11 protein-coding genes and 1 tRNA gene are annotated in these 12,771 nt (G+C 46.4%); 3 read left to right on the forward strand and 9 right to left on the reverse strand.

The genetic code is table 11. The features are described from left to right. Nucleotides 1–94 precede the first annotated feature (94 nt). Both DW183_RS00120 and trxB read right to left on the reverse strand, forming a co-directional pair. Nucleotides 95–1,291 carry a C40 family peptidase gene (locus DW183_RS00120; protein ID WP_178011024.1) on the reverse strand — a complete coding sequence of 399 codons (1,197 nt, stop codon included), beginning with the start codon at nucleotides 1,289–1,291 and terminating at the stop codon, nucleotides 95–97. Nucleotides 1,292–1,403: 112 nt separating this feature from the next. Beyond that, the gene (trxB, locus tag DW183_RS00125) at nucleotides 1,404–2,318 is read right to left on the reverse strand and encodes a thioredoxin-disulfide reductase (RefSeq protein ID WP_243069474.1); all 915 of its coding nucleotides are present in this window, start codon (nucleotides 2,316–2,318) and stop codon (nucleotides 1,404–1,406) included. Between the two features lie 118 nt (nucleotides 2,319–2,436). On the opposite strand from trxB, the gene DW183_RS00130 reads away from it, so the two are divergent. After that, nucleotides 2,437–2,637 (forward strand): putative motility protein, encoded by a 201-nt coding sequence (locus DW183_RS00130; protein ID WP_118280013.1) that lies wholly within the window; start codon nucleotides 2,437–2,439, stop codon nucleotides 2,635–2,637. Between the two features lie 86 nt (nucleotides 2,638–2,723). On the opposite strand, the gene DW183_RS00135 is transcribed toward DW183_RS00130, so the two are convergent. The 4 genes from DW183_RS00135 to DW183_RS00150 all read right to left on the reverse strand — a co-directional run bounded on the left by DW183_RS00135 (nucleotide 2,724) and on the right by DW183_RS00150 (nucleotide 7,620). Further along, nucleotides 2,724–3,098: a RidA family protein gene (locus tag DW183_RS00135; RefSeq protein ID WP_118280015.1), complete on the reverse strand. Its 375-nt coding sequence runs from the start codon at nucleotides 3,096–3,098 to the stop codon at nucleotides 2,724–2,726. 109 nt (nucleotides 3,099–3,207) lie between these two features. Continuing rightward, nucleotides 3,208–4,050: a CvfB family protein gene (locus DW183_RS00140; RefSeq protein ID WP_118280017.1), complete on the reverse strand. Its 843-nt coding sequence runs from the start codon at nucleotides 4,048–4,050 to the stop codon at nucleotides 3,208–3,210. A gap of 13 nt (nucleotides 4,051–4,063) precedes the next feature. Further along, on the reverse strand, nucleotides 4,064–4,780 hold the full coding sequence (locus tag DW183_RS00145; protein ID WP_118280019.1) for an acyl-[acyl-carrier-protein] thioesterase: 717 nt from the start codon (nucleotides 4,778–4,780) through the stop codon (nucleotides 4,064–4,066). Nucleotides 4,781–4,932: 152 nt separating this feature from the next. Beyond that, nucleotides 4,933–7,620: a transglycosylase domain-containing protein gene (locus DW183_RS00150; protein ID WP_118280022.1), complete on the reverse strand. Its 2,688-nt coding sequence runs from the start codon at nucleotides 7,618–7,620 to the stop codon at nucleotides 4,933–4,935. Nucleotides 7,621–7,753: 133 nt separating this feature from the next. Here DW183_RS00150 and DW183_RS00155 point away from each other — a divergent pair, with 133 nt between their 5' ends. Both DW183_RS00155 and DW183_RS00160 read left to right on the forward strand, forming a co-directional pair. Next, nucleotides 7,754–8,416, forward strand: a complete 663-nt coding sequence (locus DW183_RS00155) for a YigZ family protein (protein ID WP_118280024.1) — start codon at nucleotides 7,754–7,756, stop codon at nucleotides 8,414–8,416. A gap of 72 nt (nucleotides 8,417–8,488) precedes the next feature. Beyond that, nucleotides 8,489–8,560 (forward strand) — tRNA-Gln (locus tag DW183_RS00160). A gap of 125 nt (nucleotides 8,561–8,685) precedes the next feature. Here the strand turns inward: DW183_RS00160 and DW183_RS00165 are convergent. The 3 genes from DW183_RS00165 to DW183_RS00175 all read right to left on the reverse strand — a co-directional run bounded on the left by DW183_RS00165 (nucleotide 8,686) and on the right by DW183_RS00175 (nucleotide 12,766). Then, entirely contained in the window at nucleotides 8,686–10,806 is a 2,121-nt protein-coding gene (locus DW183_RS00165; RefSeq protein WP_118280027.1) for a glutamine synthetase III family protein, read from the reverse strand. Between the two features lie 145 nt (nucleotides 10,807–10,951). Further along, the gene (gene fba / locus DW183_RS00170) at nucleotides 10,952–11,815 is read right to left on the reverse strand and encodes a class II fructose-1,6-bisphosphate aldolase (protein WP_118280029.1); all 864 of its coding nucleotides are present in this window, start codon (nucleotides 11,813–11,815) and stop codon (nucleotides 10,952–10,954) included. A 63-nt stretch (nucleotides 11,816–11,878) separates the two neighbouring features. Further along, on the reverse strand, nucleotides 11,879–12,766 hold the full coding sequence (locus DW183_RS00175) for a diacylglycerol/lipid kinase family protein (protein ID WP_118280032.1): 888 nt from the start codon (nucleotides 12,764–12,766) through the stop codon (nucleotides 11,879–11,881). Between the last annotated feature and the right edge of the window lie 5 nt (nucleotides 12,767–12,771).

Here is a 12,771-nt window from a genome sequence, read left to right on the forward strand (position 1 = left end):
CCCCTCCATATATACTGAACATTTTGCTCGGCATACACGACAATAAAAAGCCCCAGGCATTTGCCTGAGGCTTAAATCCAACTTAATATGCAAATTAGTAAATTCTACGAACTGCAAGGATCGGGCTGTAGTTTACATTGGTGTATGTGATACCGGAACTGCTATTCAAAGCATTTACGATCGTACCATTACCTGTGTAAATTCCAACATGTCCACTGTAACATACGATATCACCAGCCTGCATAGAATTCACATCTACGCCATAACCAACGCTACGCATAGCACTGGAAGAATGAGGAAGTCCTACACCAAAAGCAGAATATACACTCATAACAAAACCAGAGCAGTCTGTTCCGTTTGTCAGACTAGATCCACCATAAACATACGGATTGCCAACGAACTGGGATGCATAACCTACAACTGCTGATCCGCCGGAACCACTTGGGGATGCATAGGAAGATGATCCACCTGTGTAGTAAGATCCACCGGATGATTTTCTTGAAGATGCAGCGGCTGCGGCTGCGGCTGCCTTACGCTCTGCCTCTTCCTTAGCAAGTCTTGCTTCTTCTTCTTCCTTGGACTCTGCTGTTACATAGTCAGTTGACAAAGTTACAAACTCTAAGGATACATAGCCTTCATAATCTAATAAGGATACCTTTACCCAACCTGTATCAGCCATAGACTCATCTGTTACAACCAAGTCGTCTCCTTCCGGAACCATACCCTCAACAGAAGACTCCGTTGTCGGCTGTTCTCTGACATATAAAGTCTGTGTGGTAACCGTTGCAAGTCTGGTAGAAACGGATTTTGCCAGTTCCTCATCACCGACAACAACGAACTCACACTTAACATATCCGGTACAGTTGCCGGATGTGATCTGATACCAGTCTCCCTCAGTAGCAAGTACGGTAGCGGCTGACTTGTTGTATAACTTGCCGACAACATCGCCATCCTCGCTTGGGGTGCTACGGATATTAACGTAATTGTCTACCTGTGCAATGGCTACATTGGCATATTCAGACTGCTGTGTCTGCTCAACTGTAGTTGTGTCATTACTTGCCACATCACTGGTGTTATTGGCTGCTGCTGAAGCATCGGATAAAATGTTCGCCAAAGTCAATGATACACCTGACAAGGTAGAATATGAATTAGATGCGACCGTTGCGCTGTCTGTAGATGCCATACCTACAACACCGGCAACCGGAGAAGCAAGAGATGTCATAGACACACTGCCTAAAAGCACACCTGCTGCTACCGCATATGAAATCTTGATCTTTCCATCTTTTCTCATGTTATCGTAAACCTCCATGTGAAACATTTGTTACGAAATTGTTACATCACTTTTGCCATTATAGCAAAGGGTTCGCAACCTGTCAAGTCCACGCCCTTACTAAATTGCGACATTAGTGTGTCTCGCTCAAATAATGTTCCACGGATGTGATCGCATTGGCACCGTCTGCCGCCGCCGTGATCACCTGACGCAGTTGTTTTGTCCTGCAATCCCCTGCAACAAAAATACCCGGTATATCCGTCACGCCATCTTCGGCTGCAAGGATATAACCTGCCTCATCACGCTTTGGCAGCCCCTGTATGGTATCTGTATTCGGCTTGATGCCAACAGCAATGAAAATGCCCTGCACCGGCAGATCTGTCGCCTCCTTTGTCTTGGTATTGGAAATATGCAGTTTTTCCACCATATCCTGACCAAGGATCTGATCCACAACCGAATCCATCAGGCAGACAATATTTTCCTTCGCCTGCACCTGCTGCTGCAAGACTTTTGCCCCACGAAAAGCATCGCGTCTGTGGATTAAGTATACCTTGCGACAGCCCCTTGCCAGAAAAAGTGCATCCTCGAGTGCCACATCGCCGCCACCGACCACAGCTACATCCCGGTTCTTAAAGAAAGCCCCATCGCAGGTTGCACAGTAAGATACGCCCATACCGCAAAGATCTTCCTCTCCGGGAACTCCCAACTGTCTATGGGATGCTCCCATGGCAAGCACGACCGTCCTTGTCTCAAAGTCTCCTTGATTGGTATGGACAACTTTATGATCCTGCTTGTCTTCAATGGCAGTCACCGTCGCAGTCTTGACCTCTGCTTCTTCCGCATCGACATGTCCACGCATCTTTTGTCCCAATTCCATGCCACTGATCCCCGGTAGTCCCGGGTAATTATCAACCTCATAGGTATTGATGATCTGTCCTCCGCTCAGAGGTGTCTTTTCCAGAACCAAAGTCTCGAGTGCCGCACGTTTTGCATAAATAGCCGCAGCCAGTCCCGCCGGACCACTTCCTATTATAATTACGTCATACATTTTTCTTCTCCTTTTATCTCCTCTTGTCATTTTCTTCCTGATGTGTCATACTACAATTAAGTATGACAGAATATTCCATAGATATACATGGTCTATCGCATAGGAAGGAGGAATTGTCATGAATATTACACCTGTTTCTTCCGGTATGATATCAGATACCGGCGCCTTACAACAGATCGGCATTGCCATGTTAAGCAAGCAACTGGATACTGCCACATCTGCCGGTGATCTTCTTGCCGCTTCTCTGTCTTCTATGCCAACCCCTGTTTCAGAGGCTTCTATAAATGGTATCGGTCAGAACATCGATCTGCGCGTCTGATCGGATCCTTACAATTCTATAACAAGTGTAAGAAAAGAACCGCTAAGGGTTCTTTTCTTTTTTCCTTCTACAATTATAAACTTCTCTTATTTCAAGGCAATGGCTTCGATTTCAAGCATAACATCCTTTGGCAGTCTTGCCACTTCTACACAACTGCGGCTTGGATATGGCTCTGTGAAGTATTTTGCATAAACTTCGTTGATCGCTCCAAAATCATTCATTTCCTTAATGAATACAGTTGTCTTTACTACCTGGCTGATGTCTGTACCGGCTGCCTCCAGCAGATTTTTCATATTTAAGAATGCCTGCTCTGCCTGTGCTACGGATCCCTCCGGGATATTGCCTGTAGCAGGATCTACCGGGATGATACCTGATGTATAAACCATACCGTTTACTTCGATTGCCTGTGAATATGGTCCGATTGCTGCCGGTGCCTTATCTGTTGCGATTACTTTTTTCATAATGCACTACTTCCTTTCTATTTCTAATGGACTACCTGTCAGGTGCAGGCTCTCCTTTTTTACGTCTTTTGCTATTATAGCATACTCCTATCCTATGGTATAGAAAAACTTAGTCCGCTTTACGGATCTTACCGTCCGTGATCTGAATTCTTCTTTCCTTATATAAGCGTCCTACCGCGCGTTTGAATGCAGCCTTGCTAAGTCCTGTCTCACGGAAAATGATTTCCGGTGTTGCCTTTTCCGTAAACGGTAGAACGCCTGCATAGGACTCGATCAGATCCATGATCCTTTCCGCATCATCATCCATCTGCATATAGGCTTTCTTACGCATAGATACATCCAGTTTGCCGTCTTCCTTGATGCCGGTCACCTCCACCGTGATCACATCTCCTAAGTGCAGATGTGATGTGTCTTCATGTTTCGGGATCATGGCTGAATATTTGTCATCGATTGCCAAAAATGTACCAAAATCATGACCGAACTCATAAACACGTCCCTCCACTTCATCACCGATCTGATACGGTGGATTGGTGGACAGGCTTTCATAGATACCGCGCGTGCTGGCGCATAAACGATTGCTCTTATCAATATAAAGGCGTACCAAGATCTCGTCACCCTCATGCACCTTTCTGGTCTGCTCCTTATACGGAAGCAGTAAGTCTTTTTCCAAGCCCCAATCCAAAAAAGCACCGATACGTCCCACTTCTTTCACTGTAAGAACCGCGATCTCATTTAAGGTGATAAATGGATGCGTCGTTGTCGCGATCATACGATCTTTGGAATCCCGGTAAAGAAAGACCTCGATCTCGTCACCGACTATGGTCTGGTCCGGAACCTGCTTCTTGGGAAGTAGGACTCTCTCCTCTGCCTTCGCCTGATCCTTATCCGCCAGATAGACACCAAAATCTACTTTTTTTATGACCCGTAAGGTCTGCATACATCCTAATTTCATTGCATTTCCTTTCTTATTTGTTGTTGATTGTAAATTCAACAACCGCAAACAATTCTTTTTCCTCGTTTTCTAAAGCAACCACACGCTGATTTTCCTCTTGCACACTGTAGCAGATAACCTGATCTGATAAGACTGCTGATTTGCGAAACTCCACATAAATCTGGCTTATCTTTTGTCCTCTCGGCAGGCACTCTCTCGCCGCCTCAACATAATGGGCATTGTTCATATGATGGTTGGTATCCAGATGCAACTTGGTCACAGTAAAGTCATAGACTCTGGTCATAGTATCCGGCAATTTACGCTTGCGCAGGTTCCATTCACCCTCTAACTGCGGATCAATCGTATAGGCATCCAGCATTTCCTGTGGCAGACGTACCGGCGATAATTTATCCAGATCCATCAAAATCCACAAGGAATCGGCTTGGACATAGACCCGTCCCGCCTGATCCTCGATCGTAAAATTACGATATCCCAGCATACCGCGAAAACGATACGGCCAAGTCTTGACCACGATCGACTCACCCACCATCGGCATGTCCTTTAATAATTTAATCTGATAGGATGTCACAAACCAGCCAATATGATGCTCTGCCAGATAGGATAAGCCCACGCCCAGATCTTCCGCCTGCATGGTACAGCAATCCTGCAAGTAATTCATAATGCCCGATACAGACAATCTGCCTTTTTCATCTGCCTCACTATATCTTACACGGCTATGTAATGCATACATTGTTTTCGCCCTCTCATCATTTTTCTAGTCCATTATAAAATAACACAAAATAGAGATAAGGTAAATGTATCTGTTTTGAGCCACGGACAATCACCCACAAAAAGCGCCAGAAACGGCATATTCGCTATACCGCTGCTGGCGTTCTTTCTTTTTTATGGTGTTGTACTCGGCGTTGTGCTACCGTCACCTGACGAGCCACCGGAGGAACCGCCCGAACTGCTGCCGGAGCTGTTGTCCCCTCCCGAAGTGTCAGTCTGTGATTTATTGTCAGTAATGGTTCCCTCAACCGTCGGCTTGACGCTTCCATCACTTGTGGAACCATCGCTTGTGCTGCCGGAAGATGTATGCACGCTGCATACCGTATTCAATGCTTCTTCCGTGATCAGATATGGTCCGTCTTCTGTCTCCGCCGTACCACCGATGATGAATACCGTCGGCACACGATTTTCAACTGGGCAATACTCTCCGGCGATCTGACCGGAGGCAGAGCAGATGTCTAACTTGACATGATGGTCACAAGTCTCTTTCGGTACAGAATCCTTATCGAAATACTCGGTATAAACCATAGAGCCTCTCGGATCCGCATCGCAGACACCCTCGATCGCCAGTTTACCTGACTTCTTACATACCTGCGCCGTCACAATACCGGATGGCTGTGTAAACTCCTTACGAGGCAGGTTCTCATGGATACGCTGCATGACTGAATGCCAGATCAGTTTGGCATATGCGGTATAAGTCTGCTCCGTATTGTCATCATAGCCGCCCCAGACTGCCGCTGTATAATATGGCGTGTAGCCTGCAAATACCGTATCACGGTTCTTGGTCGTCGTACCGGTCTTTGCCGCCGTCGGCATATTGGAAAGTCCCGCACCGGAACCTGTACCGGATGTGATAACATCTTGCATGGCATTGGTCAAAAGCCACGCCGTCGTATCCTTTAACACTTCCTTGGAAGTATTTTGTGTATTGTCCAAGATCACATTGCCGTTATGATCCAAAACCTGTGTATAGAATACCGGCTTGTTGTAGTCTCCGCCATTTGCGATCGTTGCATAAGATGCCGTAAGTTCCAGATCCGTAACACCATGGGTCAGACCGCCCAGGCATAAGGTCTGGTTGTTGTCTCCCGGTTCCAAAGTAGAAATACCAAGGGCTTCTGCATATTCAAAGCCAAGTCCGGTACCGATCTGGGTCAGGTTCTTGACCGTCACGACATTCATGGAAGATATGATCGCATCACGGATCGTGGTAAAGCCACGATAGCGATTGTCGTAGTTGTGAAGCGGCGTACCATTTGCATAACTGGTCGGTGCATCATCCTGCACGCTGGCAAGGGTCAATCCGCCGGCATCCAATGCTGCCGCATAACAACCGATGATCTTGAAGCAGGATCCCGGCTGACGTGTAATGTTGGTTGCACGGTTCAGCGTCTTGCTGGCTGTCTTGTCGCCACGACCGCCTACTAAAGCAACCACATGTCCGGTTGCCTGGTCGATCACGGAAATGGCAGCCTGTGGCTGTAAAGTATAAGTGATCGTCTCGCCACCCTCGGCGATCGTATCGCCTTCTTCCATGATCTCAGACTTATACTGTTCAATCGCCTGATCACATTCTTCCTGTGAAGAGAAGTTAATATCATAATTCGGATTCTGCGCCTGATAGTAGGTCAGCATGGTCTGCTCACTGTAATTCTGATAAGTGCCGTCCTTCTTCGTCACCGTCAAACGGTAAGAGAAAGAATAAAGCACATGATCTGAATAGTTTGCATTGTTGTTGACTTCTTCCTCGCAGATGGTCTGGATATTGCTATCCTGCGTAGAGTTGATGGTCAGACCGCCACTATAAAGCATCTGATAAGCCTGCGCCTCTGTATAGCCTTTTTGGTCTACCAGATCATTTACCACTTCATCCGTCAGCGCATCTACAAAATAAGAAGTGCTTGCACTGGATTCATTCTGCGCATTCACAATCTGGATACGATCGTAAAGGTTGTCCTCTAAGGCTTCATCATATTCCGACTGGTTGATATAGCCCAGATCCAACATCTTTTTGAGGACTTTTTTACGTCTGGACGCATTGTCCTTCGGGTTGGTGATCGGATTGTACTTGGACGGATTCTGCGTGATTGCTGCGATCGCCGCATCCTCGGACAAGGTCAGTTCGGAGACAGACTTATTGAAATAACGCTCCGATGCTGCCTCAACTCCAAGGGTATTCTGTCCTAAGTTGATCGTATTCAGATAATTTTCCAGGATCGTATCCTTATCTTCTACCTTTTCCAACTGGACTGCCAGATACTGCTCCTGGATCTTACGGTTGACACTGTCTAAGAGTGTGGCTTCCTTTGTCCACGTTGTAAAATAGTTGTTTTTCAGCAATTGCTGGGTGATGGTCGATGCACCCTGCATCTTCTCACCGCCACTGATGATACCGGTAAAGCCTGCACGGATAATACCACGCAGATCAATACCATTGTGCTTGTAAAATCGCTCGTCCTCGATCGCTACAAAGGCATGCTGCAAGTCCTTGGGGATCTCATCGATTGTCACATAAGTACGGTTGGAGCCGGAGGCTGCCAGCGTCTCGATCTCATTTCCCGCTGAATCCAAGACTGTCGTGGAAAATCCATTCGGGGAAATATTGACCTCTGAAATATCCGGGCACTCTTTGATCAACTTGACTGCATACAGACCGCCTGCCACAAGTCCGACAGCGATGATGCAGAGAATGCATACCAAAATGGTCTTAATAAAGGTAATGCCGAATCTCTTTTTATTTTTGGCACGTTTGCTCGAAAGTTTAGCACTTTGCTTTTGTGCACTTTTTTTACCGTAGTTCATATCGTTCTCCTTTACTTACCATGCCTGCCCAAAAGATATACAGGCATGGGTATTGGTCAGAATTTAAACAAATCTACTTTATTATACCAAAAACTTCATATATAATAAAGAAAAATGTGTGGGAGAGACAGGCATGGCAGAATGCACGAAAATACTATATCAGGGCGGCGTGGGCGAGATCGTCGAAAAGAAATCTCGCTTTATCGCCAGTGTCGCACCTGTTGCAACAGAACAGGAGGCACTGGACTTCATCGCAGCCAAGAAAAAGGAATACTGGGATGCGCGGCATAACTGCTATGCTTATATCATTGGCAGCAAACAGGAAATTATGCGTTGCTCCGATGACGGCGAACCGGCGCAGACCGCAGGACGGCCTATGCTCGATGTCCTCCTGTCCGCTTCCGTCTACAATATCGTTGTCGTTGTGACCCGATATTTCGGCGGCGTCTTACTTGGTACCGGAGGCTTGGTACGCGCCTATCAGGGAGCAACCAAGGCAGGACTGGATGCCAGTGTCCTGGTTGAGCAGCGTCTTGGTCGGGAACTCACCATCACCAGTGACTACAATGCCTATGGCAAGATCGACTATCTGCTACGCGAACATGCCGTGCCCGTTTCGGCAAGTGAATTTGGCGCTGATGTCCGTCTGGATGTCGTCATCGATGCCGATCTTTACGACAGTCTGCCAACCGAGATTGCCAACGTAACCAGCGGAAATGCCCTGCTTTCCTGGGGTGATTACGTGCGCTACGGCTACGATGCAGAAAAAATTATAATTTTTGAAAAAAAGACTTGATTTTTCTTTTCGCCTTCTATATAATGTTCATTGTTGAGTTGCTGTTAGACAAGTCGCTCACACAAGGCATAATGGCCCATCGCCAAATGGTAAGGCAACGGACTCTGACTCCGTCATTTCAAGGTTCGAATCCTTGTGGGCCAGTTTCAAGAACTTCTTTATGAAGTTCTTTTTTTTATTTCCATTTTTTAAATGCGCAATGAAAAAGACGGCTCAGATTGGAATAACCATATTCCTCTCTGTCCGTCTTTCTTTTTCTATAAGATCATTTATACCTCAAAGATCAGATCTCCATAGGAAGGCATTGGCCATGCTTCCTTGTCTACCAGCATTTCCAATGCATCGACCGGAGCACGCAACTCTTCCATTGCCTTAAATACTTCATCGTGATAGAATTTGGCTCTGGACTCGTTCTCTTCCATGGTAAGCCCCTCTGCAACCACTTCCTGCAACTTGGCAAGTGCTACCTTGGTATCAGCCAATAAGTCAGATACCTCTACCAGAAGTTCGGTCTGCACGCTGACATCTGCATCGCAGGCAGCCTTGATCGTGTTGATCGAAGTACCGAGTTCTGTCGCATACTTGATGACTGCCGGAATGATCTGCTTGCCGGCAATATCGATCATGGTCTTAGCCTCGATATTGATCTCCTTTGCATAAAGTTCGTACTCAACTTCTGCACGGGATTCCAATTCTGCCTTAGTAAATACGCCAAAACGCTCAAACAAGGCAATGGACTTGTCTGTGGTAAGTGCAGGGATTGCCTCCACCATAGACTTGATATTCGGAAGTCCACGTCTTTCGGCTTCCTCTACCCATGCGTCAGAATAACCATTGCCGTTAAAGACGATGCGCTGATGGTCTGTCACCAACTGCTTGATCAGATCATGCACGGCAAGATCAAAATCCTCCGCCTTCTCTAAGATATCGCAGACATCCGCAAATGCCTCTGCAACGATGGTATTCAGTACGATATTCGGCTCGCCGACAGAATCCTGAGAACCAACCATACGGAACTCAAATTTATTTCCTGTGAAGGCAAACGGTGATGTACGGTTACGATCCGTAGCATCTTTCATGAAATCCGGCAAAGTCTTAACGCCGGTCTCCAACTTGGCACCGGAGATCGAATGTGTCGCTGCTCCGGTATCAATGAGTTGTGTCAATACGTCCTGCAACTGCTCGCCCAGATATACAGAGATAATAGCAGGAGGTGCCTCGTTTGCGCCCAATCTGTGATCATTTCCCACATCTGCTGCTGACTCGCGCAAAAGGTCTGCATGTTCATCTACCGCGCGCAGGATACATGCCAGAACCAGTAAGAACTGGATATTGTCATGTGGTGTCTTGCCCGGTTCCAAAAGGTTGATACCATCATCGGTAACCAGTGACCAGTTATTGTGCTTACCGGAACCATTGACGCCTGCAAATGGCTTCTCATGGAGCAGACACTGCAAACCGTTACGTCCGGCTACCTTTTTCAAAGTCTCCATAATCAACTGGTTGTGGTCAACTGCCACATTTGCCTCTGCATAGATCGGTGCCAGTTCATGCTGAGCCGGTGCCACCTCATTGTGCTGTGTCTTGGAAGATACGCCCAGTTTCCACAACTCAATATTGACATCGCGCATATATGCTGCAATCCTCTCACGGATCGCGCCAAAATAATGGTCATCCATTTCCTGTCCCTTTGGCGGCATAGCACCAAAAAGAGTACGTCCGGTGTAGACCAGATCCTTACGCTGTAAGTACTTGGCACGGTCTACGATAAAGTATTCCTGCTCTGCACCGACTGATGGCATAACTCTCTGTGAAGTGGTATTGCCAAATAAACGGAGCAGGCGGACAGACTGCTTGGAGACGGCTTCCATGGAACGCAGAAGCGGTGTCTTCTGATCCAATGCCTCACCTGTATAAGAACAAAATGCAGTCGGGATGCAAAGTGTTGCACCTGCGGCATCCTGTCTGACAAAAGCCGGAGAAGTACAATCCCATGCTGTATAGCCACGCGCCTCAAACGTTGCACGCAGACCGCCGGACGGGAATGAAGAAGCATCCGGTTCGCCCTTGATGAGTTCCTTGCCGGAAAAACTCATAAGTACCTTACCATTGGACATCGGCGCAGTGATAAAAGAATCATGCTTTTCTGCCGTCACACCGGTAAGCGGCTGGAACCAATGTGTATAGTGGGTTGCTCCCTTTTCGATCGCCCATTCCTTCATTTCATGAGCAACAACATCTGCTGTTTCCGGGTCCAGTTCTCTGCCCTGACTGATGACCTCTTTCATCTTCTGATAGGTTTTCTTTGGCAAACGCTCACGCATCACAGAATCATTAAAGACATTCTCGCCAAAGATATCAGCAACGTTGAAATATTCCTGTTCTTTCATAATACTTTTCCTTCCTCGTTTCTTTCACTTGTAGCACAACTCTATCAAATATATCATAAAAATCTGATAAATCATACTATTTATAAGCAAAAAGGTGCCCCGCTATGAAAAACACATACGGAACACCTTTGTACCATCAAAAATATTAAGCTCTATTTACAGAACCAAACAGTTCCATCTTCTCTTTTACCGTTGCCTTGATTGCTTCTGTTCCAGGTAAGAGAAGTTTTCTAGGATCAAAGCCCTTGCCTTCCAGATCCTTGCCAGCCTCGATATATTCTCTTGTTGCTGCTGCAAAAGATAACTGACACTCTGTGTTTACATTGATCTTGGCAACACCAAGCGAGATTGCCTTCTTGATCATGTCATCCGGAATACCTGTACCACCATGAAGAACCAGTGGCATATCTCCTGTCAACTGCTGGATAGCATCCAAAGTCTCAAAACTAAGACCAGCCCAGTTTGCAGGGTACTTACCATGGATATTACCGATACCTGCTGCAAGCATATCAACGCCAAGATCAGCAATCGCTTTACATTCCTTAGGATCAGCACATTCTCCCATGCCGATAACGCCGTCTTCCTCTCCACCGATAGATCCTACCTCGGCTTCGATAGACATTCCCTTGCTATGTGCAAGAGCAACCAACTCTGTTGTCTTTGCAACATTCTCATCGATTGCATAATGAGAACCATCAAACATAATAGATGAGAAGCCTGCCTCAACACACTTCAAACATCCTTCATAACTACCATGATCCAAATGCAATGCAACCGGGACTGTGATATTCAATTCCTCGATCATTGCCTTTACCATTGCTGCAACTGTCTTGTATCCGGTCATGTACTTTCCGGCACCTTCAGACACACCTAAGATGACAGGAGAGTTCAACTCCTGAGCAGTCAACAATACAGCCTTTGTCCATTCTAAGTTATTGATATTGAACTGACCTACTGCGTAATGTCCAGCCTTAGCCTTGTCCAACATTTCTTTTGCAGATACCAACATAGCGGTTCCTCCATTCTTCTATATAATTTCACTCCATGAGTCATTATAGCTCAATTTATAAATCTATTCAACAATAATTTCCATTTCCTGTTTACAGTTGCTGATGGCAACAAGATGATGATTCCCACCGTACTCACCGTCCAAAGTCCATGACACATCTTCACTGCTGGTCAGTTTTAAGAAGTTGGTCTGGAAAGAGTAGACCTGGTTGGAATCCTTGGAAATCCCTGTCAAAAAGCAAACGATATCATTGAGTTCGATCGGGTTTTTCGGGGTCTTGATTAAAGTCACTTCAAACACACCATCATCCAGCGCGATATTGCCCGGAATGATCCCCTTAAATCCACCTACAGACATGGAATTCGTCACCATGCCATAGATAAACTCATCATATAAGACATTGCCGTCATACTCTACCTGCATACGATAAGACGGGATATCCCAGATCTGCTTGGCTCCCTCTAAGATATAGGCAGCATGCCCCAACATATTCTTCAGATCCTGACTGGTCTGGTAACTCACCTCGGTAAAGATACCGAAGGCTGCGACGTAGACAAAATAATCTTCATTAAATTTGCCTACATCACAAGGGAAAGGCTTTCCCTCCGCAGCAATATGCGCTGCCTGTACCATATCTGATCCGATCCCCAGGGAATTACCAAAATCATTGGTACTTCCGGCAGGAATATAACCGATCGGCACCGAAATGCCAGATGCCATAACACCGGTGACAACCTCATCCAGTGTGCCGTCTCCGCCACTACAGATGATCCTGTCATAGTTGCCTGCCTCCGTGCGCGCTTTTTGCACGGCATCGCCTGCAGACTGTGTTGTATAGACCATCACTTCATATCCGGCTTTGACCATCACATCAATGATGTCTGCGAGATTCTCTTTTATCTTCCCTTTGCCGGAACGCGGGTTAAACAAAAATAAAACTCGTTTGCTCATGCTAA

The organism is Roseburia sp. AM16-25, from assembly GCF_003473825.1.
In the GTDB taxonomy this organism is placed as follows: Bacteria; Bacillota; Clostridia; order Lachnospirales; family Lachnospiraceae; genus Pararoseburia; species Pararoseburia lenta.